22 protein-coding genes are annotated in these 25587 nt (G+C 53.7%); 4 read left to right on the forward strand and 18 right to left on the reverse strand.

Annotated elements, in window-relative coordinates:
• From Q1A43_RS03245 to Q1A43_RS03255, 3 genes are all read right to left on the reverse strand, one after another.
• Positions 1-1026 carry a carbohydrate ABC transporter permease gene (locus tag Q1A43_RS03245; RefSeq protein WP_299932448.1) on the reverse strand — a complete coding sequence of 342 codons (1026 nt, stop codon included), beginning with the start codon at positions 1024-1026 and terminating at the stop codon, positions 1-3.
• Between the two features lie 69 nt (positions 1027-1095).
• Entirely contained in the window at positions 1096-2322 is a 1227-nt protein-coding gene (locus Q1A43_RS03250) for an extracellular solute-binding protein (RefSeq protein ID WP_299932450.1), read from the reverse strand.
• A gap of 78 nt (positions 2323-2400) precedes the next feature.
• The gene (locus Q1A43_RS03255) at positions 2401-3456 is read right to left on the reverse strand and encodes an ABC transporter ATP-binding protein (RefSeq protein WP_299932452.1); all 1056 of its coding nucleotides are present in this window, start codon (positions 3454-3456) and stop codon (positions 2401-2403) included.
• Between the two features lie 128 nt (positions 3457-3584).
• Between Q1A43_RS03255 and Q1A43_RS03260 the strand changes: the two genes are divergently transcribed.
• Both Q1A43_RS03260 and Q1A43_RS03265 read left to right on the forward strand, forming a co-directional pair.
• The gene (locus Q1A43_RS03260) at positions 3585-4586 is read left to right on the forward strand and encodes an ester cyclase (RefSeq protein ID WP_299932453.1); all 1002 of its coding nucleotides are present in this window, start codon (positions 3585-3587) and stop codon (positions 4584-4586) included.
• Positions 4583-5449 carry an amidohydrolase family protein gene (locus tag Q1A43_RS03265; protein WP_299932454.1) on the forward strand — a complete coding sequence of 289 codons (867 nt, stop codon included), beginning with the start codon at positions 4583-4585 and terminating at the stop codon, positions 5447-5449. Before Q1A43_RS03260 ends, Q1A43_RS03265 begins: the two co-directional genes overlap by 4 nt.
• A 225-nt stretch (positions 5450-5674) precedes the next feature.
• Here Q1A43_RS03265 and Q1A43_RS03270 read toward each other — a convergent pair whose 3' ends face one another.
• The 8 genes from Q1A43_RS03270 to Q1A43_RS03305 form a co-directional block, all read right to left on the reverse strand.
• On the reverse strand, positions 5675-7675 hold the full coding sequence (locus tag Q1A43_RS03270) for an ATP-binding protein (RefSeq protein WP_299932455.1): 2001 nt from the start codon (positions 7673-7675) through the stop codon (positions 5675-5677).
• A gap of 472 nt (positions 7676-8147) precedes the next feature.
• Entirely contained in the window at positions 8148-9245 is a 1098-nt protein-coding gene (locus Q1A43_RS03275; protein ID WP_299932456.1) for a glycoside hydrolase family 88 protein, read from the reverse strand.
• On the reverse strand, positions 9239-10786 hold the full coding sequence (locus Q1A43_RS03280; protein ID WP_299932457.1) for a glycoside hydrolase family 28 protein: 1548 nt from the start codon (positions 10784-10786) through the stop codon (positions 9239-9241). The genes Q1A43_RS03275 and Q1A43_RS03280 overlap by 7 nt, the downstream gene beginning before the upstream one ends.
• Before the next feature lie 25 nt (positions 10787-10811).
• The gene (locus Q1A43_RS03285; RefSeq protein WP_299932458.1) at positions 10812-12074 is read right to left on the reverse strand and encodes an ABC transporter substrate-binding protein; all 1263 of its coding nucleotides are present in this window, start codon (positions 12072-12074) and stop codon (positions 10812-10814) included.
• A 28-nt stretch (positions 12075-12102) separates the two neighbouring features.
• A complete protein-coding gene (ugpC, locus tag Q1A43_RS03290; protein ID WP_299928573.1) occupies positions 12103-13224 on the reverse strand; it encodes a sn-glycerol-3-phosphate ABC transporter ATP-binding protein UgpC in 1122 nt (373 codons plus the stop codon).
• Positions 13224-14120, reverse strand: coding sequence for a carbohydrate ABC transporter permease (locus Q1A43_RS03295; RefSeq protein ID WP_299928570.1), 897 nt, complete (start codon positions 14118-14120; stop codon positions 13224-13226). The genes ugpC and Q1A43_RS03295 overlap by 1 nt, the downstream gene beginning before the upstream one ends.
• Before the next feature lie 3 nt (positions 14121-14123).
• Positions 14124-15008, reverse strand: coding sequence for a carbohydrate ABC transporter permease (locus tag Q1A43_RS03300; protein ID WP_299932460.1), 885 nt, complete (start codon positions 15006-15008; stop codon positions 14124-14126).
• Positions 15008-16402 carry an alpha-galactosidase gene (locus tag Q1A43_RS03305; RefSeq protein WP_299932463.1) on the reverse strand — a complete coding sequence of 465 codons (1395 nt, stop codon included), beginning with the start codon at positions 16400-16402 and terminating at the stop codon, positions 15008-15010. The genes Q1A43_RS03300 and Q1A43_RS03305 overlap by 1 nt, the downstream gene beginning before the upstream one ends.
• Before the next feature lie 150 nt (positions 16403-16552).
• Between Q1A43_RS03305 and Q1A43_RS03310 the strand changes: the two genes are divergently transcribed.
• Positions 16553-17440: a helix-turn-helix domain-containing protein gene (locus tag Q1A43_RS03310; RefSeq protein ID WP_299928561.1), complete on the forward strand. Its 888-nt coding sequence runs from the start codon at positions 16553-16555 to the stop codon at positions 17438-17440.
• Between the two features lie 46 nt (positions 17441-17486).
• Here the strand turns inward: Q1A43_RS03310 and Q1A43_RS03315 are convergent, their stop codons facing one another.
• The 7 genes from Q1A43_RS03315 to uxaC form a co-directional block, all read right to left on the reverse strand.
• On the reverse strand, positions 17487-18920 hold the full coding sequence (locus Q1A43_RS03315) for a mannitol dehydrogenase family protein (RefSeq protein WP_299932466.1): 1434 nt from the start codon (positions 18918-18920) through the stop codon (positions 17487-17489).
• 74 nt (positions 18921-18994) lie between these two features.
• Positions 18995-19816, reverse strand: a complete 822-nt coding sequence (kduI, locus tag Q1A43_RS03320) for a 5-dehydro-4-deoxy-D-glucuronate isomerase (protein ID WP_299932469.1) — start codon at positions 19814-19816, stop codon at positions 18995-18997.
• 15 nt (positions 19817-19831) lie between these two features.
• Positions 19832-20143: a cupin domain-containing protein gene (locus Q1A43_RS03325; protein WP_299928552.1), complete on the reverse strand. Its 312-nt coding sequence runs from the start codon at positions 20141-20143 to the stop codon at positions 19832-19834.
• Positions 20144-20151: 8 nt separating this feature from the next.
• On the reverse strand, positions 20152-21432 hold the full coding sequence (locus Q1A43_RS03330) for a TRAP transporter large permease (RefSeq protein WP_299932472.1): 1281 nt from the start codon (positions 21430-21432) through the stop codon (positions 20152-20154).
• A gap of 2 nt (positions 21433-21434) precedes the next feature.
• Entirely contained in the window at positions 21435-21956 is a 522-nt protein-coding gene (locus Q1A43_RS03335; RefSeq protein ID WP_299932475.1) for a TRAP transporter small permease, read from the reverse strand.
• Between the two features lie 59 nt (positions 21957-22015).
• Positions 22016-22996 (reverse strand): TRAP transporter substrate-binding protein, encoded by a 981-nt coding sequence (locus Q1A43_RS03340; RefSeq protein ID WP_299932478.1) that lies wholly within the window; start codon positions 22994-22996, stop codon positions 22016-22018.
• A gap of 28 nt (positions 22997-23024) precedes the next feature.
• Positions 23025-24431 (reverse strand): glucuronate isomerase, encoded by a 1407-nt coding sequence (uxaC, locus tag Q1A43_RS03345; protein WP_299932481.1) that lies wholly within the window; start codon positions 24429-24431, stop codon positions 23025-23027.
• A gap of 108 nt (positions 24432-24539) precedes the next feature.
• Between uxaC and Q1A43_RS03350 the strand changes: the two genes are divergently transcribed.
• On the forward strand, positions 24540-25232 hold the full coding sequence (locus Q1A43_RS03350) for a GntR family transcriptional regulator (RefSeq protein WP_299928537.1): 693 nt from the start codon (positions 24540-24542) through the stop codon (positions 25230-25232).
• Positions 25233-25587: the final 355 nt, after the last annotated feature.

Consider the following 25587-nt stretch of genomic DNA (forward strand, 5'->3'; position numbering starts at 1 on the left):
TTACTTGCCCTTGAAATCGCGCCAGGTCCGAACCAGCACTGGGGATAGCAGGATCGCCACGCCGAGAATGGTAAGAACAGAGGTTGCAGAAGCCGCAGAAAGCTGTCGGGTTTCGCCGCCAAGATCGTTGAAGATGATCCAGCTCAGCGAGGTCGCATGCGCCGAGGCGTTGAAGCCGACCACCGGTTCAAAGACCCGGAAATTGTCCATCAGCTGGATAAGCGCCACAAAGGTCACCAGCGGCATAAGGTGGGGAACCACCACGTATTTGATCTGTTGCCAGCGGCTTGCCCCGTCGATCTGCGCCGCTTCGATCTGGTCCTTGGGGAGGGTCTGCAACCCAGCGTAAAAGACCACAAAAGCAAAGGGAGCAGAGTGCCAGACGCCGTAGACGATCAGCATGACCCAAGTCAGCCCAGTGGAGGCCTTGAGCGAGAAGTTCGGATCACCCGCCAATGCAACAAGCGCCGAGCCGATAACACCGCGGCTATCCACCATCCAAAACAGGATGAGTGAGCCGATTAGCGGCGTCACGATCATCGGCAGCAGCGAAAAGAAGATCATGAAGCCTTTGAGGTGACGGTGAAGAGAATTCACTGCCAGCGCGATCATCAAGCCAAAGATGATCAGCATCGGTGTCACGATGAATGTGAAGGTTAGGGTAAAGGCCAGCGCGCGGTATAGCGGTAGGTTAAAAAGCTTGTCCGAAAATTCGCCCCAGCTATTGGTGGTGGCCCAGGCGTCACTGACCTCGGCCACAGCCAAATGCGCGCGGTCTAGATAAATGTCGAGCCCAACAAACCGGCCTAGCGGCTGCGCATCGCGGATTTCGCGGGTGGCATCTTGGTCGATGGTGGTCTCGGTGGTGCAGCCCACAAGCGGGGTGCAGTTTTCGACGGTTTTCAGCACCGCTTCGTGCGGGGCAAAGACGGACTGGACCACGACCGACACGATTGGGAAGGCGATGAACAAGAGCATCGCGAGCCCCGTGGGCAGGAAGAACCAGAAGAACGTGCGGTGTTTCATCTCGTGATCCGAATAAAGGAGGGGTTGGTGAGGTTCGGAGAGAGGTTGCCCCCTCTCCGAGGGAGGATCTTACTTCAAGAAGCCTTTTTCCTTAGCGGCGGTGACATAGGCCGCTTCGATATCGGTCAGCGCTTGTTCCGCGCTTTCCTTACCTTGTAGGAAGTCAGCCAGTTCGTTGCCGATCGCGCCATGCATCAGGCCCATGTAAGGCACCATTGGGTAAGGCAAGGTGCCCGCCTTGGCCGCATCAAAAACACCGATGGCGGCATCTGTTGGCTCATAGCCTTCGATCAGCCAAACCGCTTGGCTGGCGATCTCGTCGTCCTTCATCAAGTCAGGACGGATGCCGTTCATCATGGCAACAAAGGTCGCTTCGGCCTCTTCATCAGAGATGTTTTTGGCTACGGTCCAGCCGTCCCACCACAAGGTCGACGCCGGGATGGAGCCGCCGCCAACGGTCAAAGGACCAGCAATCGCATGACCGGCTTTGACCTCATCGGTCACACCGTCCGCTGTTGTTTGGGTTGCTGCGCGCGACCCCCACATGTTCAGCATCGCGATGTTGCCCGCGCGGTATTCTGCGTTGGTTGCGTTGGAATCATGGGTCAGGAAGTCGGGGTTCATGTATTCGGTCAGCGCCTTCATCATGTTCAGCGTCTGAATGCCGGCCTCAGAGTTGACCATTGGCTCGGCGCTGCCTTCCTTGAAGAACGACCCACCATTGCCCAAGAAGATGTTGTTGAATTCTTGTGCTAGGTTCCAACCGGCCGCATAGGCACCGCCAATCGGGTTATCCATCACACCTTTTTCACGGATCATCTTGGCCGCTTCGAGCATGTCCTCGTAGGTCTTGGGTGGTTCGATGCCCAGCTCAGCGAGCACGTCTTTGCGATACATCAGGTGTTGTGCGTTCGCCATGAACGCCACGGCCATGACCTTGCCATCAATGGTGATCAGCTGGCTTTTCTGTAAACCGGCACCGTGCTTGGCGATCAGATCATCCAGCGGACGCACCAGATCGTCATTCATCAGGATGGTCAGGGTCGAGTTCGCAACAATGGCCGATGTGTACTCGGCTGGATTGCCCTGCATGCCGGCAACGTGGATGTCTTTGTGATCTGCGGTCAGGTTCTTTTTGACCTCAGCGCCGGTGCATTCAGCAGCACCTGCACCAACCGTTTGGATCGCCGGGAACTCGTTGCCAATGATGTTGACGCGCGCGTCGATTTCACAAGCTAGGGCACCACCTGCCCAAAGGGCGATCGTGCTGGCAAGGGCCACTCTTTTCATGAACATTGTCTCTTCTCCCTGTTGAGGTGAGTGCATCTTCGAAGGCTGCACTCGGGTTGTTCCGAATGATCGGAAAAGTGGGGGTTACCCCCCGAGGCGCGCACCTGTTGCGGTATCAAACAGATGGCAGTGATCGGTATGAATTTGCATCGACACAATGTCGTCGATTTCGGCGCGGAATGTTTTGTCGGCCTTCACAGAAACCAGCTGACCGCCAAGGCGGACCGAAACCATGGTGCTGTCGCCCAAAAGCTCAAGCGTATAGATTGGCGCGTTGATCTCTCCGCCCGTTCCGCCTTCGACAACGTTGGCGTCTTCGGCGCGGAAACCCAGCGTGATCTTGCCATTGGGCGCGTCTAGGCCACGTACTTCGGTGCTTTCGGATGTGAACACGCCATCCTTTATTTCACCTTCCAAAAGGTTCATGGCCGGGTTGCCGATGAAGCTTGCGACAAAGGTGTTGGCGGGGGTGTCGTAGATTTCGACCGGTGTGCCCACCTGTTGAACCACACCCTGTTTCATGATCACCACGCGATCCGCCAAGGTCATGGCCTCGATCTGGTCATGGGTTACGTAGATCGTGGTGACAGAAAGTTCGTGGCTGAGGTTTTTGATTTGAGCGCGGGTACTTACACGGAGCTTGGCGTCAAGATTGGAGAGCGGCTCATCCATCAGGAACACGTTGGGCTCGCGCACGATGGCCCGGGCAAGGGCCACGCGCTGACGCTGACCCCCTGATAGTTCTGCCGGTTTGCGATGTAGAAAATCATCTAGTTCCACCATGGCCGAGGCGCGGCGCACCTTTTCGTCATGGGTGTTGGGATCGGTCCCACGCACCTTGAGGGGAAAGCGGATGTTTTCGTAGACGTTCATGTTTGGATAGAGCGCGTAGCTCTGGAACACCATGGCGACATCGCGGTCCTTGGGTTCGAGATCGTTGACCTTTTTGCCGTCGATCAGGATCTCTCCCTCGGTTGCGTCTTCCAGACCCGCGATCATCCGCATGGTCGTGGTTTTGCCGCAGCCCGAGGGCCCAAGCAGCACGAGGAACTCCTTGTCGGCAATGGTCAGGTTGAAATTCTCAACTCCAACAAAGCTGCCCCACCGCTTGTGGATGTTCTGCAACCGAATTTCGGCCATGCGGTTTTTCCTCCCGTTGGAATCGCTTTGCATACGCTTGCAAAAGGTTAGGCAATGAGGCAACATTTTGGCAAGAGAATTTTGCACACGTATGCAAAATAGGTGCAACGCCTTGAAAAGAGTGAGCTATGTCAGACCTTCAGGCCGCGAAGCAGGCCGTATTGGACTACTATCAGCAATTGGATTCGCCTTATGCTGATATTGAGGAGACCTTGTCCCAGCACTGTGCCGATAGCTACATTTGGCGCGGTTTTCACCCCTTCGGCGAGTTGTTCGACCCCAAGCAGGTTGCGCAAAAATTCTGGCGACCCCTCAAGCAAAGCCTCAAGGCTTTGCAGCGCCGACAGGATATCTTTTTTGCCGGACGCAACCGGATTCAAGACGACGAAGCCATTTGGGTCGTGTCGATGGGCCATCTCATGGGGTTGTTCGATGCGCCTTTCCTTGGCATCCCGCCGACCGGGAAAATCGCCATGCTGCGCTATTGCGAATTTCACCGCGTCAAGAGCGGTAAGATAGTTGAAACCGCCATGTATTTTGATTTGCCGCACTTGATGGCGCAAGCGGGGGTTACGCTGTTTCCCAACCAGACCGCCGCGCAGCTGGTGCAGCCGGGCCCCGCGACCCATGACGGTTTGCTATTTGGGCCGGCGCCCGAACAGGATGGAAAAGATACTCTGGCATTGATCAACCGCATGATTAGCGATCTGGGGCAATGGGATAGTGAGCTGAGCCTTGAGGATGAGCTGCGCCAGACATGGGCCGAAGACATGCTATGGTGGGGGCCAACCGGCATTGGCGCGACATACACCATCCCACGCTATGCGCTGCAACATTCCGGCCCGTTTCGCGCGGCCTTTTCTGATCGCTCTAAAACCACTCATATCGCGCGTCTTGCCGAGGGCAATTTTGGCGGTTTCTTTGGCTGGCCGAACTTTTCTGCCCGCCTTACCGGAGATTTCATGGGGCTACCTGCAACCAACGACATTGGGGAGTTCCGGGTTATCGACATCTATCGCCGCGAGGGCGACAAGCTGGCTGAAAACTGGATTTTCATTGACCTCCTGCATTTCTGGAAATGTCAGGGCTTCGATTTTCTAGCGCAATTGCAAAACGGAGCTGAGGCATGATCGACGCGCATCATCATTTGTGGGATCTTTCCGCTGTGAGTTACCCATGGCTTATGGCCGAGGGCGTCGCGCGGTTCTTTGGTGATCCGACGCCGATCCAGCGGGATTACTTGCTGAGAGAATTTCGCAATGACGCCGCCACAGAGGGGATCACCGCTTCGGTCCACATACAGGTCGGTGCCGCGGATGGATTGGCCGAGGCCCGTTGGGTGCAATCCGTGGCCGATGCGAATGCTGACTGGCCTATGGCGCAGGTTGTTTTTTGCGACCTAACAGCCTGCGATCTCGGCGACACTCTGGACGCTTTTCAAAACCTGTCCACTGTTCGTGGTGTGCGTCAGATCGTTGGCCGCGCCCCGGGTGAGGATGCCGTGACAGGGACCAATGGCCTTTTGGACGATCCACGTTTTGTACAGGGTTTGCGCGAGGCCGGGCGGCGAGGGCTGTCCTTTGACCTGCAACTCATTCCCGAACTGATGGAGAAAACCGCCCGTGTCTTGGAACGCGCGCCCGATACCCAGATTGCTCTGTGTCACGCAGGTAGCCCGCACGATCGTTCGCCCCAAGGCCTACGGGATTGGGCAGACAAAATGCGCCGCCTTTCCAGTTTGCCGCAAGTCACTTGCAAGCTGTCTGGTCTTGGAATGTTTCAACACAATTGGACACAGGATGACTTCCGCCCCATCATTGAAACCTGCCTAGAGCAATTCGGCCCGGAACGCTGTATGTTTGGTTCAAACTTTCCCGTCGATAGTCTCTATTCTGACTATGCAACCTTGGTCACGGCGCATCGGTCTATTGTTCCACAGGGCATGCATGATCAAGTTTTTCACGGTACTGCTTCTAGGTTCTATGCGCTGTAGAACGCGGGCATTCCGATGATTTTGGAAGTTGCATGGATGAAACGGTCTTTGCAGAGCGGCAAAACCGTTTGCGTGTCGCCCGCTTGGAGACTTGGACGATCGTCTCGCTAGGGGTTGTCGTTGTCTTTTTCATCGCCCGCATAGCGCCATTGGCTACACCCTGCTGGTCACGCTGAGAATTGGTTCGGACGTGGGTAAAAACCCAATATCAAACCCTTGGTTGGCTCAAGGCGTTTTTTCCGAACCAATGGCCTGTTCAATCGCCTTGATCAATTCAGGCCGACGAATGGGTTTCATCAGCCGAATGTCCTCTGGGCGCAATCCATTGCCGTGCACAGCGGCTTCGCGCGCATAACCCGACATGAACACAAACGGGATGTCATATCGAATTTCGCGTAGTTTATGTGACAACGTCGTTCCCTGAAGCTGCCCTGGCATCACAATGTCGGTCACGACCAAGTCAAAACGCGTGTCTGCCTCAAAGATCAAAGCAGCTTCATCACCGTTTTTTGCGGTTTCCACTTGGTAGCCCTCTTTTTTGAGAACGGTTTCCAAGTTCTCCAAAAGCATGACTTCGTCTTCAACAAGTAAAATACGGGCACCCAAAGATTTCGAAGGCTTCAAAGTGTCCCCCTTGATTGAGACGGGCACATTTTCCCCAAAATATGCAGGGAAATACAGTTTGAAGGTGGTTCCGGTGCCGGGTTCAGAGTAAACGCGAACAGTCCCGCCTGTTTGCTTCATGAACCCCAAGATCATGGGCAAGCCGAGGCCAGTACCGGACCCGGGCTCCTTGGTTGTAAAAAAGGGCTCAAAAATCCGCTCAAGTGTTTCTGGTTCAAGCCCTACGCCCGTGTCGGATATCGCCAAAAGAACATAGCGACCCGGCGCGATGTCTTCTCCGCGCTCGTCAATATAATCTTCCTCAATACGAACATTCGATGTTTCCATCATGATCTTGCCGCCGTCTGGCATGGCATCACGGGCGTTAACAACAAGGTTCAACACCGCGCTAACGGTCGAACTTTCGTCGGCGTCGATTTTCCAAAGGTTCGCCAAGAACGAAGTGTCTATATCAATGTTTGCGGGAATGGTTCGTTCAAACCAGTTTTTGGAATCCCGTATCAGTTCATTCAAATCAAGGACTTTTGGTTCCAGAGGCGCTTGGCGGGAATAGGCCAACATGTTTTTAGTCAAATCTGATCCGCGCATGACCGCATTGATGGCATTGTCTATAAGCGCGATGTCTTGATCGTCGTTTTTATTATCTCGCAAAAGCTCCAAATTGCCCAATGTCACAGCAAGGAGATTGTTGAAATCATGTGCAACACCACCGGTGAGCTGGCCGATGCTTTTTTGACGTTCAGATTGTTGTAAAAGCTCGGCTTTGTGTTTCGCGTCCTGTTCCGCAGCCATTTCGCGCGACACATCTAGCAGCAAGAAATGCCACATCGTTCCACCGCTATCGTGCTCACTTGGCTGGCCACTCATTTGAAGCCATTTTTCCTCGCCGGATACAGAGGTGGTCGAGAGCCTGATATTTAAGGGAGACATCGTCTCCATCGAGGAAACAAGCTTTTTTTCAACTTCAATGCGGGCGCTGTGACTGACACGTTCAAATAAAATATTGATGTCATTCTCAATAGCTTCTGGGGCCAGTCCCCAAAAGTCCATGCTTCCTTCGCTCATGCGCAAAATCTTGTGGCTGCCGTCGGGAAACCTGACATATTCAAACATCACACCGGAAATGTTGCGTGCCATGGACCTCCACCAAGCTTCGGCATTGTCACGACCAGCTTCACTTTTCAGGCGTTTTTCGTTCTCCGCCATGAGTGCTTTTACGGTGCTATCCCAAAAGTGCCGGTACAAAACTCCTATACCTAGAGCCCCGCCGGAAATGGCCGTGAAAGAGAACCATCGTGACAACCAATTTGCATAGTTGTCTGCGAAGTCGATTGCTGGAACAGTCGGTTCAAATAGTCCAGCCCCAAAGGCCAAAACCATCCCCAAAACACCGATAAGGCTTGCAAGATAGACGGCCACACCCGGACGTGCGCCCCATACAATTGCGGCACAGGCGGGGAAGACAACGACGCTAGTTAAGCCTGTTGCAAACAACCCGTATTCGCGCATCCCAATCAGGGTCATGAAAATGGGCACACAAAAGCAAATAGACCCAACAACGACAACAGGAAGGTATTTGCGCAAGGCAAGCGATGCAGTCATCAATAGCAAGCTTGAAAATTGCAGGAGGATTATCGGTGAAGGACCGAAGTGTTGGAGACGGGCGGCCTGTACAAGTAAGCCGACAACACAGGCCCCCAAGAAGACATTCAACGCCCGCTGCACTAGCCGGTTCTGACGGTGCCCTTGTTCCTCTAAAACCCTGTTTATCAAATTGCCCTAGCCCTCAGTTTTGCGGTTCACGGACCAGCGCCGCTTAAGTGTTCCTGTTCGAATGCTAGTGCATGACTGGCCTTTGGTCTATCTGGATGATGACTTCTGGCGTTGGTGGGTGGTGGTCTAGGGCATTGTATGGTCCGATGTTCGCCAAGACATTGCATAAAACAAGCCTGTCGCGTCTGGAATGGTGGCGATTATTGATGAGCTCGCCAAATCTATTCCTAACAGGGGCTTATTCAGGCTTCGATTGCAAGGAACACGGGGTTTTGGAATACTTCGGCAATGACCGTATGGCTTACGTTACCCGGTGAAATGCGTCGAATTCTTCAACGGCATCCAAAGAGAGGGCCGCCAAAGTCATCAATGGGCCGACACCCTTGGGGTCATCGATGGCACAGGTTTCGGAGATGTAATAGGCTGCGCTGCCATCGCGGAACCGCCCCTGATACATTCCTAGCCCAGCGACATGGCAGATTTGGACCATTTCCAAACCACCATTCGGCTTGGGCCGCAGCGAATTCATCAACACCTTGGTTGCCATATCCTTGGTGAAAGCGCCTCCGAGCCCTAGCTTTTTTGCCTTGTTCAGAGCGTAAACAAACATGACAGAGGCAGAGGTTTCTTCCCAATTCTCAGGAAAATCCGGCTGGTCGATGACCTGTAGCCAAAGGCCAGACGGCCGGCGCAGATTGGCGATTCTGGTCAAGAGATCTTCGGTCTGCGATTTTAGCGGAGCAAAACGCTCAGGCCCGACCAATTCCGCAACATCAACCAACGCCATTGCCAACCATCCAAGTGCGCGCGCCCAATGGGCTTTTGGGTGACCAGTATTTTTGTCGGCCCAAGGTTGTTTGCGAGCCTCATCAAAGGCATGCGCATATAACCCGGTTTCCCGCACATAGGTATGTTCCAACGCTTTCTTCATCTGAATAAGCGAGTCAGCCACCAGCGCATCATTGTTGGTGCGCAGCCCATATGAAATCTGAAAGGGCGGGCACATGTAAATGCCATCTAACCAAACTTGCCATGGATAACGCAGTTTGTGCCAATAAACGCCAGTGGTTGTCCTGGGCTGTGTCGCAAGTTGATCCATCAATAATTCAGCATACCGCAACCATTTTTCGTCGCTGGTCACGTCATGCAAGTACATCAAAGCCCGTCCTGCATTGATATTATCAATATTGTAGTCGCTTGGTTTGTATTGGGCCAAGTCTGGCCCCTCCAGCAGTTGCGGTTCGATCAAACGTACAAGATGATCAAGCCAGCGGGTTTCACCGGTTGCGCGATGTAAGCTTTCTAAACCGCGATAGATCAAGCCATCTTCGTAGCACCAGGCTCCGCCTTTGTAGGGCTGATGGTTTCGCGCCAATGTGTCAAAATACGCCATCAACATGGAGCAGTATCCTTTTGGAGAGCGGAAAAGTTTATGTCGTGGTCAACGGTCGCAAACTCGGCCCATAGGCCAGCGTGACCCATTGTGGGAACATGGAGTGCCATAAGTGGGACGTCCGGGGCGGGGTTTGGCGCAAATGTCAACGTTACGTCCCGTATGGTAACGCCTGATATCGGTGCCTCTGGAAGGCCAAGAACGGCGGCAAATGCTGTGGTCACGCCACGTGCAGAGACGCGTTCTATTGAGACGTCTTTTATTATTGGCGTGGTTTCCGAAACCGGTGCCGGTTCGCGAGATTGAACCCAATCTGATTTGCCATCCGGGTCACAATAATAGAATGCGTTTATGGCCAGTGGGGTAGGGACGTCGGTCATATCCACATCTGACATGCGGATCGACGAAACTTCGCCGCCGCGCCCGCGTCGCGTTTTGATCCGCAAGCCACGATCGGTGGCATTGAACTCGCAATTCCGGATGTCGATATCAAAAATACCGCCAGATATTTCCGACCCAAGAACAACGGCACCGTGTCCGCGCTCCATCAGGCAATTCTGGATCGCTATCCCGCGCGTTGGAACAAGATGGGAATTGTCATCTATGGCCCGTTTGCCAGCCTTGATTGCAATGCAATCATCACCCACGGAAAAATGCACCGCTGAAATGGTGACGTCTTCGCAGCTTTCAGGGTTAAGACCATCAGTGTTGGGGCTGGTTGGTGGGTTGCTGATAGAGACGTTTGAGACATGAAGGTTGTTGCAGCAATAGGGATGAACCGTCCAAGACGGGGAGTTGCGAACCGCGACCCCGGTCAGGGTGACTTGGTTGCTATGCGCCAAATGAATGGTCCGCGGTCGACGCGCACCCGCGCGTGTTTCCTTGGGCCATTGCCACCAGTCGCCGGTGCTCCCGCCGCCGTCTATGGTTCCGGCACCGGTAATGGTTAGGTTGTGGCAATCAATGCCAGTGATCAGAGCAGCGTGGCTGGCTTCGGGTAATCCTTCCCAGGTGCCCAACACGCGACCTTGTTCGTCATGCGCATTCAAAATAGGCCATTGGCTTCGGTTAGAAATCGCCGAAAGAATACAGCCTCTTTCCAACAGTAAGGTCATATTGGGGTGCAAAAACAGAGGGCTGCTGGCGTAGGTGCCCGCGCCAACCCGAAGAGTGCCGCCTTTGGGTACGGCTTCAATGGCGCGCTGAAGTGCTTGGCCATTATCTTTGGCATCCGGTGTCACACCAAACTCCATGGCATCGATCAAACCGGCACATGACTGGGTCTGAAATCGGACCGAGCCAAGATCGCTTTCAAATAGATAGGTTGAGTTCGGGGTCAATTTGTCGAGAAAAATACCAACAGAATGGGCTTCACCAGATTTGACAACAACATGCTCGGCATCCGTCAGCGTCCAACGTATCGGCGCGGGCAATGTATATTTTGCACCTTCTGGCACAACAAGAAGAGACGCTGTCCTTGCTGAGACAGCGAGAATCTGAGGCACTGGCATTTGAATATCCCGTTCGCTGGCTGAGAGGCCCGTCATGCAGGCCTCTCAGAGAGAGTGATGATCAGTCCGCGATGTCGGCGAGCGCCTCTTCGATGGCATAGATCATGTCGTCTGCGGCTGTCGCGGCGTCGACTTCGCCATAGGCAAAGAGTTCCAGATTGTCCTGTAACGCGCTCCGGACATCCGGGAATTCCATCATGGGGTGAATAGCCGGGCCTTCTGCCTGAATGACCTTGGCTTGGGCGTCGATCTGCACCTGTTTGATAGCATCCGCCGACAACAGCTGATCTCGTGCCGCGGTCGATGCCGGTACACCGCGGGCTGTACCCATCGCGGCAACGCCTTCGCTTTCGTTCAACATACAATTCACGATGTGGGCTGCCGCCTCTTTGTTGGGTGAATTGGCGGAGATCGAAAAGACCATCGACGCTTTGCGATAGATGCCCGGTGTGGCCTGACCGTCTTGGCTCAACAGGCCATGGTAAACGACTTCTTGGTCGTCATTTAGCGGCTTGGTGATTTTGAAGTAAGTCGAATCCCATTGATAGGTTCCGGCAATGTGACCATCGGCCCAAAGCGGGTTTTCATGCAGCCTAACATTGCCCGCAGCGGCAACATCTTTCCACGCGGGAATGACATGGTTGTCGACCATCGTTTTGTAAAACTGGATTGCATCAGCCAGCTCTTCTTTGGTCCACTCAAGTTTGTGAGTGTCTGGGTTGATCAAGGCTTTGCCGGTTTTTTGGGTCCCATAGATCGTCATAAGCAAGGCCGCGTCCAGCTTGGCCCCTTCGAACGGGAAGTAATCGTCGCCCAGCTTTTCCTTGAAAACAGGCCCGGCCGCCAAAAGTTCGTCCCAGGTGTTTGGAATGTCCAATCCTGCCTTGGCATAGGTGGTTTTGTTGAAGACGAACAAACGCCCGGTGGTCGAGATCGGCAGGCCGTTTAGCTTGCCATTCATCGAACCAGCTTCGATTTGTGCGGCATCCCAGCTCGACAAGTCAATAATGTCGCTTAGCTCGTTGAGGTCAGCCAAACCACTGCCATCGCTGGAATAGATGGACAGCCACGGCCAGTTCACCTGCATGATGTCGGCTTCAGTGCCGCCCGCGATCTGGGTCGTCAGTTTTTCATAGTGACCCGACCAGCCGGTGAATTCGGGTTTGATTGTGTGGCCGTGCTTTTCACCGCAGACTTTCAACGCCTCTTGTGTGGCGGCATGGCGGCTGTCACCGCCCCACCAGCTCATTCGTAGTTCGGCAGCCTGTGCGGCCCCGGTCAATGCCGTCGTAGCCAATACCAGGCCCATGATCTTGGATTTCATGATAGTTCTCCTCCCTTGAGACTAGATTTCAGTCCGCTGCGATCGAAATGTTGCTTCCGTTTTGTGCATCGAACAGATGAATATGTGACCCGATGGGCTTGAGCCCGACCGGATCACCACGTTGTAAAGTGGTGTCAAAGCGTTCGGATGGGACGACGGCCACAAAATCCGCATCGCCAATTCGGGCGTGCAAGTTCACTTCGTGTCCCATGAATTCGAGGTTCGTGATTTCGGCTGTGAGGGCGTTGTCACTTTGGGCTGCGACCACTTCCAACTGCTGTGGTCGGATGCCAAGGGTGACAGCGCCCTGAACACCGGAAATTCGCGATGCCAATCCGTCTGCAATCGTAATGCTTTGGCCGTGCAATGTTAGAACCGGGGCCGCACCCGGAGTGAGTTCCGCAGGTACGAGGTTCATTTCAGGCATGCCAATGAAGCCCGCGACAAAGGCGTTTGCAGGGCGTTGATAAAGCGTCTGGGGATCGGCCACCTGCATGATGTGACCGTCTTTCATGACGCAAATCCGATCCCCCATGGTCATGGCTTCGACTTGATCATGGGTCACGTAAACGACTGTCGCCGGCCGGCCTTCAGCACGCAGGCGTTTGTGTAGATCGGTGATCCGAACCCGCATGCTTGCCCGCAATTTCGCGTCGAGATTGGATAGAGGTTCGTCAAACAAAAAGACCTCGGGTTGTTTGATCAAGGCCCGCCCCAAAGCAACGCGCTGTGCCTGACCACCGGACAATTGTTTGGGAAGGCGATCCAGCAACTCTTCGATCTGCAACACACCCGACACTTCGGCCGTGGCGCGTTCGATTTTGTCTTTGGGTTCGCGTTTTAGTTTCAATCCAAAAGACAGATTACGGTGCACTTTCATATGAGGGTAAAGCGCGTAGTTTTGGAAAACCATGGCGATCCCGCGCTTGCCGGGCACGAGGTCATTGACGACCTTGTCACCAATATGAATCTCGCCCCCTGTCGTGGTCTCTAGTCCGGCAATCATGCGCAACGTGGTGGATTTGGCGCAACCCGACGGGCCAACCAAAACCATGAACTCGCCTTCTTTGACCGACAGGTCGATGCCATGTACGGCTTTGAATCCGTTGCCATATGTCTTTTCGACGGATTTCAGATGCAGCTCGGCCATCAGCCTTTTACCCCTCCGGTAGAGATCCCTTCGATGAAGTATTTCTGAGCGAGGAAGAACACGGTGAGTGATGGGATCAAAGTCAGCACCGACATCGCGAGAATTTGGTTCCAGGCAAAGGCCTCGGTGGTGTCGATGCTCAGTTTGAGCGCCAATGACACCGGATATTTATCGACCGAGCTGATGTAGATCAGCGGCCCAAGAAAATCGTTCATTGTCCACATGAACTGAAACAAACAGACCGAGATGATGGCCGGGGCCAGCAAGGGGACAACGATATAGATGAGCGTCTGGAGGGTGTTGGCCCCATCGACGCGTGCGGCTTCTTCCATGTCGCGTGGAATGGCCCGCAAGAATTGGATGATCATAAAGACAAAGAACGCATCCCCCGCCAAAGCAGACGGCACCCAAAGTGGTAGAAAGCTGTCGAGCCAGCCGATATCGCGAAACAGCAGGTATTGCGGAATGCGGGTCACAACATTGGGCAACAGCAGGGTCGCGATAACGGTGGCAAACAGGAAGTTTTTGCCCGGAAATTCAAAGCGCGCAAACCCATAGGCCACAAGCGTACAAGATATCGCGGTGCCAATGACCTTTGGGATGATGATCCAAAGGGAGTTCAAAAAGAAATGCCCAAAGGTGTAAGGCGTCGAGGTTTTCCAACCATCGATATAGCCCTGTAACGTCGGTTCCTTGGGCCAGAACGACGGCGAGGAGAACATTTCGGCGTTGGTTTTGAACGAAGCCCCAATCATCCAGATGAGCGGGTAGACCATGATTAGGCCAATTAACGCCAGAACGGAGTAGCGAATGGTAGCGCTTATCTTGGCGCGACGCTTTAGTTTGCGTTGCAGGGCGTCTGATGTGTTTGGCGGGGTTTGTGTGAGATCAACCATGGATCAATTCCTCTTGTCGCCGGCGTAGTAGACCCATTTTTTTGACGACCAGAAGGCGATGAGGGTCAGGACCATGATGATGAAGAAAAGCACCCAGGAAATGGCGGAGGCATAGCCCATGTCAAAGCTCTTGAAGGCCTTTTCGTAGATATAGAGCGGCAGCAGATAGGTTGATTTCAGCGGGCCACCTTCGGTGATGATGTAGGGGCCATTGAATTCCTGAAAGGCTTGGACCGTTTGCATGATTAGGTTGAAGAAAATCACCGGTGTGATCAGCGGCAGGGTGATATAGCGAAAGGTATGCCAGGGGCCTGCGCCGTCGATGGATGCGGCTTCGTAAAGCGATTTGTCGACCGATTGCAGAGCGGCAAGAAAGATCACCATCGCCGAGCCAAATTGCCAGATACGTAACAATGTAATGGTGAAAAGGGCATTGCCGGGCTCACCGAACCAGTTGATGGCCTCAAAGCCCAGCATCGTGATGAACATGTTCATCAGGCCGGTATCGGCAAAGATATAGCGCCACAGCACGGCAATCGCGATAGATCCCCCAAGGATCGATGGCACATAATAGGCGGTTCGAAACAGGTTGATGCCACGTAGCCGGTAGTTCAACACCACCGCGATGAAGAGGGCAAAGACCAGTTTAAGCGGGACGGTCGTAAATACATAGGTCAGCGTGACCGACAGAGATTTGTCAAAGGTACGGTCACGTGTGAACAGCTTTTCATAGTTTTTGGTCCCGACCCACTCAGGGCTCGACAACAAATCGTAATCCGTAAACGACAGGTAGAAGGACGCGACAAACGGAAAGGCGATGAACAAAACCAATCCAAGCACATAGGGCGCAACAAACCAGAGCCCAAGGTATTTGCTGTCACCCCCCATTAAGCTGCTCCGCTTAGGGTTTCAGGCAACCAGGCGGCTGTTGCACCTAGCATTTGGTCAAACATGTCTTGAGCATCCTTGGTTTGCAGATGGGCGACCAATGGGTCGGCATGAAACAGGTCGAACAACGCACCGCGATCTTCGTTTTGGGTCGCAGTCAACAGCTCGGTCTGTCGGGCGGCGTGATCGGCTACAATTGGCAACAAAGAGTGTGGCAGTTGCCCTGCAAAGATCGGCTTAACGCCTAGGTCAGAAAAAAACGCATTGGTCTCGACGATTGTGCCCTTTGGCAGGCCTGCCAACTGACCCTGATTGGGTAGGTTGACGTTGCTCACAAATGTGTCGCCCCGCATGAGCGCCTTGATTTGATCTATCAAGGCTTCTTCGGACCGGTGCGCAAGGGGCGGTGTTTCCCCGCTGCGCATGGAGTCGGCTCGTGCCAGTTTTGCTTTGCGATCTTTGATACGGTAGTCAACTGGTGTCAGGGCAAAGCCCCAACGCTGGGGATCAGATAGATAGTCGGCGGACGGAAAGAACTCTGCCAAATGCCTGTCGCCGGCCGCCGCAGGGATACCGAAGCGCCGCAGCAGATCAAAGGCGACTAAGTTTTTGGACCCAAAATAAAGCTGATGTTCGCTATCCTTGTCTGGGTCGGACTGTTCCCACCCAGAATTGGAATAGGCGGCCACAAAGGCACGGTAGGCAGGCAACATATCCCGCCCGTTCAATGATATCGCATCAACAAAGGTAAAGTGATTGATCCCAAGCACATTTACGGCAACATCCCGAAATTCGTATTTGTTTTCGCCATTCTCTTGGTTGGCAATCCAAGCAACCTGTTTTCTGATTTTGGTGACTTCGTGACACTCGCCCCATGCGCGAATGTTTGGATAGGCCGAAAACAAGGCCCCTGTTAGAACGCTCATGGGATTGGTCAGATTGCAAACAAAGGCGTTGGGCGCATGATCACGAATTGAATGGGCGATGGATGTCATCATCGGTATGGCGCGCAAGGCCCGCACAAATCCACCCGGTCCAACCGTATCCCCGACCGATTGTGGGATACCAAAATGCGCGGGGATACCAAGATCTTGCGCCATGTCGGAAAACTGGCCCGGCAGTATTGAAATCACAATGATGTCCGCGCCATTCAGGGCCCGTTCCAAAGTTTCGCAAGCTTTGTAGGTCGCTGGTTGTCCCCGCGAAACATCCGCAAACCGATTGCCGATCTCGCAGTTGCGTTTTGCCGCTTGAAAATCAATGTCATATAGCCGGACATCCGCCGCCAGCTGGGTGTCATAGGCGAGGTCCGCCATCAAACCCATGGCCCAATTCAGAGAGCCACCGCCGACAAAGGCGATCCGTACAGGTGTATGTTGACCGGAAATGTACATCTCTAAACGGTCTTCGGCCGGTTATAAAACCAGCGAAGACGTCTCTCCCCCTATATTATCTGGCAAACTTGTGTTTAAGCCAGCTTTCGACACCATTTGATTCACTCTAGTCTGCTAGTGAAAGGTAAAGAATGCCGATATACTGACAAAATGATGGACGAAAATGAACATTCACTTCTAAGCCATATTCCACCGAGTTCGTTGCGCATGAAACTGGTGCGACCAACGATCAAGATGTTGCATGATCACAAGTGGCAAATCGACAAGCTGAACCCAACGCATGATCTGGTCATTTGCTTAAGCGGTGGGGGGCGGTACTTTTTGGGGGATGTCGCAGAGCCAGTGACCTTGCGTGCGGGCGATGCGATGCTGATTCCGGCCTCAACTCGGTTTCGAGGAACGCACTCCGGCGATGCAGGTCAATTTGTTGGCATTGCTCAGCATTTTACGCTTCAGCTTTTTGAAAGCGATGATCTGTTGTCAAAAATGCAGCTGCTGCCCGTTGTTCGCCTGTCCACTTGGCCGGTTTTGGGTCCCTTGGTGCAATACTTCCGGGATACCGCCCCTCATGGGCGCACCACATTGGCCCAGCATCACCAGTTTATGGTGTTCTTGTTGGCGTATTTGGAAGAGGCATTTGTTGATTGGAAATCAGAGGATGAGACACCCGGTGCCCAAGACCAGCTTTCGGTTCAGATAATGCGGGTTGCCGCGCGTCTTTCGGCGGATTTGATGGGGGGCGAGGCCTTTGATGTGTTAAGCGAAGTACCGTATAACCCGGATTATTTCCGCCGCGCATTCAAAGATCGCATGGGTCTAACCCCGCATAAATTCCGCGAACTCAAACGCATGGAATTTGCGGCCAGCCGTCTGGGCTTAGGGGTGTCGGTCAAAGCGGTTGCGGCCGAAGTTGGATTTGGCGATCCCTATTTTTTCAGCCGCATGTTCAAGCGGTATTTGGGCGCCAGCCCGTCAAGCTACAAACCGGGGGGCGAGCGTGGAGGAAACCGGGTTGAAAAGAAATTGCCACAGAAATAGTTGGAGCCCCCCCCCCGGCAAAAGGCGGGTCATTTTCAGAGAAAAATTAGGCTAGGTATGTTTGAACAGCCCGCTTTGCGCCGTGCTGAACCAACGTTTCATAGGCCAACGTCACCGCCTCTTGAAACGCGTTGTTTTGTGCTAGCGCCGCGTCAAAAACCTCGGGTGTTGCCATAAGGGCGTGTACTTTGTCAGCTGCGCTATTCGCTTGGTCCGACACCGACTTAAGACGGTCTGCAAGCGGATCACGCACATCAATGGCTTGCCCTTTTTCATCTATGCCGCCGACATATCGCATCCAGGCCGCAACTGCGAGGCATAGACCGCTTGGAACAACACCCTTGTCGAGATTTTCACGAATGGTTCCGAGCAATCGCTGCGGCAGCTTTTGACTACCATCCATAGCAATTTGCCAGGTTTTGTGTTGGATGGATGTATCCCGGTAGCGGGCCAAAAGTGTGGCGCAATAGGCGGTTAAGTCTTCGCCTTCCGGTTCTGGGACCGTTGGGATGATTTCGTCGCGCCACAGTATTTCACACAGTTTGGCAAAGGCAGGGTCCGCCACAGTTTCGGCGATGGTTTGATAACCAGCGAGATAGCCGAGATAGGCAAGCGTGGAATGGGTGCCATTCAGACACCGCAATTTCATCAGCTCATGCGCATCGACATTGCCGACAAATTGAACGCCTGCGACCTGCCATTGCGGCCGGCCGTCAGCAAAATTATCCTCGATGACCCATTGGCGAAACGCCTCATGGACAACACAGGCAGGGTCATGAAAACCACTGCGTTCACCTAGGTCCGCAACGTCCTGTGCGGTGGTGGCGGGCGTGATCCGATCCACCATCGTGGCGGGAAAAGGGACGTTTTGCGCGATCCAATTGGCCAAATCGGGGTCAAGTGCGCGGGCAAAGCCCAACACAACACCGCGCGCCAAGGCCCCGTTGGAGGGAAGGTTGTCACAGGATAAAACTGTAAAAGGACCGACATTCTTGGCGCGTCGCTGCGCCAAGGCCGCGACAATGAAACCCGGCGCAGAACGGGGAGTATCCGGGTTGGCAAGGTCATGGACGATATCGGGATGATCCAGATTTATTTCGCCGCTTGCCGGATGGTGGCAATACCCTTTTTCGGTGATGGTCATCGAGACAATACGCGTACCAGGATCGACCATCGCCGAGATGATATTTGATGGGTTTTCGGGCGCGACAAGGACATCGGTGATCGATCCAATCACGGTGTCTTTCACCGTTCCGCTGGCCAGTGTGACCGAGGTAAAGCAACCGTCTTGAGGCTGCATTTGGTCGCGTGCGGTTGGGCTTCGCAGGCTTACTGCCGTAATCCCCCAATCGCCGCCATGCGCCTCCATGGCCTCTTGGGTGTAGACAGCGTTAAAGGCCCGAAAAAAGGCCCCTGGGCCTAGATGAACAATACCGCGTTGTGGGGCAGGGGATTGGCGGGTCAAGCGCGTGACGGTCACAGATATGTCCTGTCTTTCCGGAGTTTTTAAAAAGGTCTGGGGCGATGAGCCATCACCCCAGCAGAAATGTGCAATCAGCGCAGATTTTCCATTGGGATCATATCCATGTCGGTGAAATCGACATTGTCACCGGCCATAGCCCAACAGAAGGTATAGGCACCCGTACCCGCCCCGCTGTGAATGGACCAAGGTGGCGAAATCACCGCCTCTTCGTTGGCCATGACAATGTGGCGGGTTTCATCCGCTTGGCCCATGAAATGGAATACTTTGTGCTCATCACTGAGGTCAAAATAGAGATAGGCCTCCATCCGGCGATCATGCGTATGCGCAGGCATGGTGTTCCAAACTGATCCCGGTGACAGTTGCGTGTAGCCCATCAACAACTGACAGCTGTCACAGACGTCGGGGTGCAAGAGTTGAATGATGACGCGTTCGTTGGCGGTTTCCGGGGCCCCGAGTTCAACGCGTTTGGCATCTTGGAGACGGATCAGTTTGGTTGGACAGGTGCGATGCGCTGGGGCTGACAAAGCGTAAAACCGGCCGGACTGAAATGTCACGGGACCGGCACCTTTGCCAATATAAAGAACTTCGCCTCGTCCAAGGGTATGGGTTTCACCGCCGACGGTAATCTCTCCGGTTTCGGCCAGATTGAGGACGCCCAATTCGCGCCGATCAAGGAAAGAGGGTGTCCCGGTTTCGGGTATATTGTCCAATATCAGCGGTTCGTTAGCCGGGACAACGGACCCAAGGATCAGGCGATCATAGTGAGAATACACCAGCTTGATTTGGCCCGGTTGGAACAGTCCGCCGACGTGAAAGTGGTCACGTAGCCCTTGGGTGTCGAGGGTCTTGGCGGTTTTTGGGTCAATGGCATAACGGGTTTCTGCAGACGTCATATTATTTGGGGCCTTTCAAAGGAAATCATCGCGGCGAGGTGTGAACGTGTCGATCAACTCGCCGGGTTCAAGGCAGGTGCAGCCATGGCGCGCGCCAGAGGGAATAACGAAACTATCGCCGGGGCCGACTTTGAACGTTTCGTCTCCAACGGTAAATTCAAATCGCCCTGCGCGTACAAAGGTGGATTGCACATGTGGGTGATCGTGCAACGCGCCTTTAGCTCCTTTTTCGAAACCAAAAGACACAACCATCAGCTCTGGCTGTTGTGACAAGACTTGACGGGTCACACCCGTATCGGGATGGCAAACCGGATAAGTTTTAAGCATTGGGACCCTCATCGGAACAAAGCAGGAAGCCAGAGCGACACGCTGGGCACGTAGGTAACCAGCATCAGAACGGCGATAGCAGCGAGATAGAATGGCCATATTGACCGGATGACTTCGGAAATGCGCACCTTGCCGACCGCACAGCCGACAAACAGTACCGCCCCAACAGGTGGTGTGCAAAGCCCAATACCCAAATTCAGGATCAAGATGATGCCGAACTGAACCGGGTCGATGCCGTAAGCGGTGGCAACGGGGAGAAAAATCGGGGTGGTGATCACGATGAGGGGCGACATGTCCATAAAGGTGCCAAGCATCAGCAAAATCACGTTGAGTAACAGCAAAATCACAATTGGGTTCTGGCTTAACCCCTTCATCCATTGGACCAAGTCGCTGGGCACTTTGAGATAGGCAAGCAGCCAGCCAAAGGCCGCGGCCGATCCGATCACCAAGAGAACCATCGACGAGGTGCGCACCGCCGCCATTGTCGCCGCTACAAATTCGTCCCACGGCAATGAGCGATAGACAAATATCGTGACGACGATGGCGTAAATCACTGCAATGCAAGAGCTTTCGGATGCGGTAAAGACACCCGAACGCACGCCGCCAAAAATGATCGCTACCAAGATCAAACCCGGTGTTGCGCTTAGCAACAGGCCAAGAACCGCACGCGCACCGGGGAAGGGCTCGGTTGGATAGCCCCGCCGTTTGGCAACCCACCAAGCCGCCATCATCAAGGCGAATGCGAGTAGCAAACCGGGAATGATGCCAGCGGTGAACAGATCCGCGATTGAGATTTTGCCACCGGCCGAAATCGAATAGATGATCAGGTTGTGCGACGGCGGAAGCATCAGTGCGATGATGGACGAGGTGACCGTCACATTGACCGCATAGTCGCGTCCATATCCGCGCTTTTCCATCTGGGGGATCATAAGGCCACCAATGGCAGAGGCATCCGCAGCAGCAGAGCCGGAAATACCGCCGAACAAGACCGACGCGGTGATGTTCACTTGGCCCAATCCACCGCGCATATGGCCAACAGCTGCGCCAGCCAATGCAACCAATCGTCGGGCGATGTCACCCCGCACCATCAGCTCACCCGCAAAGATGAAAAACGGGATCGCCAGTAGAGCAAAGATAGATATACCAGAGTTCAAACGTTGAAACACAACGACGGGCGGAAGACCGATATAGGCAATGGTGGCGAAACTAGCGACACCAAGACAGAAGGCGACCGGTGTACCGATCAACAAAAGCACCGAAAACGTGCCAAACAGGACCCAAAGTTCCATAATTATTCCTCGATCGGATCGTCGCCAAAGCGGGCGGTTGGCAGGCCGACAAAACGGCGCAAAAGGCGTTCAAGCGATAGCAGAACCATTAGGAGGCCACCGGTCATCAACGAAAAGAAGGAGGTCGCACCGGTGATGCCCAAATTAGGGATGGTGGTGGACCATGTGTTGGCGGCCAACTGCCAGCCGTAAAAGATCATGCCGACGGCAAAAGCGATCACAACAAGATCAGAGACCGAGTGCAACACCCGCTGGGCGCGATCAGGAAGCACATATAGCAACACATCAAAGCTGAGGTGATTGCCTTCACGCACGCCAACGGCGGCCCCAAGAAAAATGAACCAGCCCATCAAAAGGATAGAGGTCGTTTCGGTCCATGTCGGGGTGTCGTTCAGAACAAATCGCCCCCAAACTTGCCAGCCAATCAGGGCCGTCATGGCAACAAGTCCGGTTGCGGCCATCCACAAGATGACACGGGACAGCGCGGCCAAAAACCGCGACAGCGAAAGAATGGTGTCTTGCATAGGGTTTCCCACATTGAAAAACAGGCCGCACGGGGCGGCCTGTTTTGAAGGTCATAGGCTTAGTTGACGGCGCGGATCGCTTCGACCAAGGCCTTGAGCTTGTCCGATGTCACATGCTTTTCGTAGACAGGGATCATCGCATCCATAAAGGGCTGCTTGTCGATATCGTCGATGATTGCGACGCCTGCGGCCCGCACTTTCGCTTCGGATGCCGCTTCGCGCGCGGCCCAAAGATCACGCATGACGGGAACCGAGTCTTTGGCTGCCTGGCGCACCAAAGCCTGATCATCCGCGGACAATTTGCCCCAAGACGCCTGACTCATGACCAAGATTTCCGGCACGATCAGGTGTTGATCCAGCGTGTAGTGACCAGCCACCTCAAAATGACCCGAGCTTTCAAAAGACGGCCAGTTGTTTTCCGCCCCATCGATCACCCCGGTTTGGATCGAAGAATAGACTTCGCCATAGGGCAGGGGGGTGGCATTGCCGCCCAAGGCATCAACCATGTCGACAAACACATCCGACTGCATCACCCGGAATTTGAGGCCCTTGATATCGTCGATAGAAGTGATTGGCTTTTGGCTGTTGTAAAAGCTGCGGGACCCGCCATCAAAATAGGCCAAGCCAACCAGATTGTGGTTTTCGAATTCGGCTAGAATTTGATCGCCGACAGAGCCATCGACAACCTTGTGCATGTGGTCTGTGCCGCTAAAGATATAGGGCAGCGAAAAGACCTTGGTTTCTTCGATGATGTTGTTGAATGGCCCAAGCGAAACGCGGTTCAGGTCGATCACCCCAAGTTGGGTCTGTTCGATTGTGTCTTTCTCTTCGCCAAGCTGGGCAGAGTGGAACACCTCAACGCAAATACGCCCGTCGGATCGCTCTTGGAGCAGCGTGCCCATGTGTTTGACCGCTTCGACGGTTGGGTATCCGTCTGGATGCGTATCGGACGAGCGAAGAGTAATTTCGCAGGCTTGGCTTGCGGTCGCAAAGGCTGTGCTGGCCAGCAATGCTGCCACCAGTGTGTTGGATAATTTCATTTTCTTCCTCCCTGAAGATTTGCGGTGATCAAAGGCGATAGGCTTCTTTCACCAAACGGTATGAAAGGTCGTGGGCGACCTCATACGCTTCGGACTCGCGTAGGCGGCCTGAACAGACCAGCGTCGCGAGATAGGCACAGTCAGATCGCCGCGCCACATCGTGGCGTGCGGGGATCGAACAAAAGGCTCGGGTGTCATCGTTGAAACCGACAGTGTTGTAGAAACCGCAGGTTTCAGTTGTGGTTTCGCGAAAGCGTTTGATGCCTTCGTAGCTGTCAAAGAACCACCACGGAGGCCCCAGTTTGAGCGCCGGGTAAGCCCCGGCGAGCGGGGATAATTCGCGGCTATAGCTTGTCTCATCCAAGGTGAATAGGATGATTGTTAGGTTCGGGTCCATCCCAACGTCATCCAGCATTGGCTTGAGCGCGGCGACGTAGTCAGTGCGCCCTGGGATATCAAACCCCATGTCGCGCCCATGCGCCGCAAATACCGAGGCGCTATGATTGCGTCTCGAACCGGGGTGGATTTGCAAAACCAAGCCGTCCTCTTGGCTCATCCGAGCCATTTCGGTGAGCATTTGCCCCCGAAAGGCGTCTGCCTCGTCAGGAGTAAACTCGCCTGACAAGATCGTTTCAAACAGGTGCGCAGCGGTCTCTTGCGGCATGTTTTCGGTGCGCGCGGATGGGTGACCATGGTCACTCGCCGTGGCACCAAAGGTTTTGAAATAGCTGCGCCGTTTGCGATGTGCAGCCAAGTATCCGGTCCAAGTTGACGTGTCTTCGTCGGTTAACTCGCCGAGAGTCTGGATATTGTCGGCAAAACCTTCAAAGTCCGGGTCAACAACTGCGTCTGGTCGATAGGTTGTGATGACACGACCAGACCAACCGCTGTCGTTGATATTCTGGTGCCACGTTAAATCGTCAAGCGCGCCCTCGGTCGTTGCAAGCGCTTCGATATTGAACCGATCAAAAAGGGCGCGGGGGCGATAAGCGTCCTCGCCAAGCTTTGCTTCGATATGATCGTAATGCGCAAGCGCGGTGTCCGTGTTCAACGGTTCATCCAAACCAAACACGTGCTCAAACGAGTGTTCCAACCACATGGACGATGGGGTCCCGCGGAAAAGATCAAAGTTTTCGGCAAAGCGTTGCCAGATTTTGCGCGGGTCACGTTCGACCGGCGTTCCATCCAAAGTCGCGATGCCCAAATCCGTCAAGGGAACGCCATTGCTCACCAACATGCGAAACACGTAATGGTCTGGAATGACGAACAATTCTGCCGGGTTGGGAAAGCGATTGTTCCGGGCAAACCACTGGGGATCACAATGCCCATGCGGGCTGATGATCGGTAATGTCTTCACGCTTTCATACAGGGCGCGCGCCACATTTCTTGTGGATTGTTCAATTGGGAACAGCCGGTCTGGGTGTGTGAGGGGCATCTAGTTGTCCATCTGGTTTCGAATCAAACTAGTATGCAAGTTGATAAGTTGTGTCAAAGTTTAAACTGCGCTAGCAGTGGATGACAACTTTTTACAACCGGACCTGAAATGCCTCAGACTGAGATCTCCCGACTGTCAGCTCCAACGCCGCAAACGGCGTCTGATCAGATATTTCAAGTGCTCTATGCCGCTGTTATTTCGTTGGAATTGCCGCCGGGCCTAAAAATCTCAGAAAACGAAATTGCTAAGCAAATGAATGTTTCGCGGCAACCTGTTCGAGATGCCTTTTATCGACTTTCAAAACTTGGGTTTTTGTTGGTCCGCCCGCAACGGGCCGCTCAGATTACCAAGATTTCTGAACAAGCGGTGTTGGATGCGGTGTTTTTGCGAACGGCGATTGAAGTCGAATGTTTGCGAGCCGCGATGGAACAGATCACGGACCGAGACGTAGAAAGCTTGCGAGCAAACTTGGCCAAGCAAGACATGGCTTTGAAAGACCCCGACCCTGCAGTTTTTCACAAGCTCGACGAATCTTTGCACGAAAAGCTATGTGCTATTTCTGGCCATCCACATGCGTGGGTCTTAATCCAAGAACAAAAAGCCCATATGGATCGTATCCGGTTTTTAACCCTTTCCAAGGAGCGTAGAGTTTCCGTTCTGGAAGAGCATACGAACCTCGTTGAAGCGATTGAAAAAAGGGATGCGGGGTTGGCACAGGTGACACTTCGTAGTCATCTTTCCCAAGTACGCCGGGATTTGACCCGCATTCAAAAAGAGTTTCCTGACTATTTCTTGGGGTAACCCCAACGGGACCGTTGAGTGTTCTGATGGTCGGTTGTTCGGTTCCTAAGGCTTGGTGTTTGCGGTGATAGAAATGGCTTGGGCCAGCTTTCAGTCGTGTGCTGAAACTCCTTAAATCTGACATGTGACGGGCGGTGAAAATCTCCCATTTGGTGTTCAAACCTCAGAGAAGAGGGCGCGATGAATTTCTAATGAGTTGAATTTGTGGGATTTAAAAATGTTGCCAAATAATAGTTATGAAGCATAATTAAATGCAAGAGAGTGTCGTTTCACGTTTTCGACACGAGGTCATAAGGGAGGAAATTATGACACTTCGCAGGACTTTCCTGAAGACGGTTGCTTTAGCGGCGATCAC

The organism is uncultured Pelagimonas sp. (assembly GCF_947498515.1).
Lineage (GTDB): Bacteria > Pseudomonadota > Alphaproteobacteria > Rhodobacterales > Rhodobacteraceae > Pelagimonas.

Bases quoted from the DNA above. Each gene is read 5' to 3' on its own strand.
- Q1A43_RS03340 (WP_299932478.1), bottom strand. From the start codon at position 22,996: ATGAAATTATCCAACACACTGGTGGCAGCATTGCTGGCCAGCACAGCC.
- Q1A43_RS03250 (WP_299932450.1), bottom strand. From the start codon at position 2,322: ATGTTCATGAAAAGAGTGGCCCTTGCCAGCACGATCGCCCTTTGGGCA.
- Q1A43_RS03325 (WP_299928552.1), bottom strand. From the start codon at position 20,143: ATGCTTAAAACTTATCCGGTTTGCCATCCCGATACGGGTGTGACCCGT.
- Q1A43_RS03330 (WP_299932472.1), bottom strand. From the start codon at position 21,432: ATGGAACTTTGGGTCCTGTTTGGCACGTTTTCGGTGCTTTTGTTGATC.
- Q1A43_RS03350 (WP_299928537.1), top strand. From the start codon at position 24,540: ATGCCTCAGACTGAGATCTCCCGACTGTCAGCTCCAACGCCGCAAACG.
- uxaC (WP_299932481.1), bottom strand. From the start codon at position 24,431: ATGCCCCTCACACACCCAGACCGGCTGTTCCCAATTGAACAATCCACA.
- Q1A43_RS03280 (WP_299932457.1), bottom strand. From the start codon at position 10,786: ATGACGGGCCTCTCAGCCAGCGAACGGGATATTCAAATGCCAGTGCCT.
- Q1A43_RS03245 (WP_299932448.1), bottom strand. From the start codon at position 1,026: ATGAAACACCGCACGTTCTTCTGGTTCTTCCTGCCCACGGGGCTCGCG.
- Q1A43_RS03270 (WP_299932455.1), bottom strand. From the start codon at position 7,675: ATGACTGCATCGCTTGCCTTGCGCAAATACCTTCCTGTTGTCGTTGTT.
- Q1A43_RS03305 (WP_299932463.1), bottom strand. From the start codon at position 16,402: ATGTACATTTCCGGTCAACATACACCTGTACGGATCGCCTTTGTCGGC.
- Q1A43_RS03260 (WP_299932453.1), top strand. From the start codon at position 3,585: ATGTCAGACCTTCAGGCCGCGAAGCAGGCCGTATTGGACTACTATCAG.
- Q1A43_RS03335 (WP_299932475.1), bottom strand. From the start codon at position 21,956: ATGCAAGACACCATTCTTTCGCTGTCGCGGTTTTTGGCCGCGCTGTCC.
- ugpC (WP_299928573.1), bottom strand. From the start codon at position 13,224: ATGGCCGAGCTGCATCTGAAATCCGTCGAAAAGACATATGGCAACGGA.
- Q1A43_RS03310 (WP_299928561.1), top strand. From the start codon at position 16,553: ATGATGGACGAAAATGAACATTCACTTCTAAGCCATATTCCACCGAGT.
- Q1A43_RS03300 (WP_299932460.1), bottom strand. From the start codon at position 15,008: ATGGGGGGTGACAGCAAATACCTTGGGCTCTGGTTTGTTGCGCCCTAT.
- Q1A43_RS03295 (WP_299928570.1), bottom strand. From the start codon at position 14,120: ATGGTTGATCTCACACAAACCCCGCCAAACACATCAGACGCCCTGCAA.
- Q1A43_RS03285 (WP_299932458.1), bottom strand. From the start codon at position 12,074: ATGAAATCCAAGATCATGGGCCTGGTATTGGCTACGACGGCATTGACC.
- Q1A43_RS03275 (WP_299932456.1), bottom strand. From the start codon at position 9,245: ATGTTGATGGCGTATTTTGACACATTGGCGCGAAACCATCAGCCCTAC.
- Q1A43_RS03255 (WP_299932452.1), bottom strand. From the start codon at position 3,456: ATGGCCGAAATTCGGTTGCAGAACATCCACAAGCGGTGGGGCAGCTTT.
- kduI (WP_299932469.1), bottom strand. From the start codon at position 19,816: ATGACGTCTGCAGAAACCCGTTATGCCATTGACCCAAAAACCGCCAAG.
- Q1A43_RS03265 (WP_299932454.1), top strand. From the start codon at position 4,583: ATGATCGACGCGCATCATCATTTGTGGGATCTTTCCGCTGTGAGTTAC.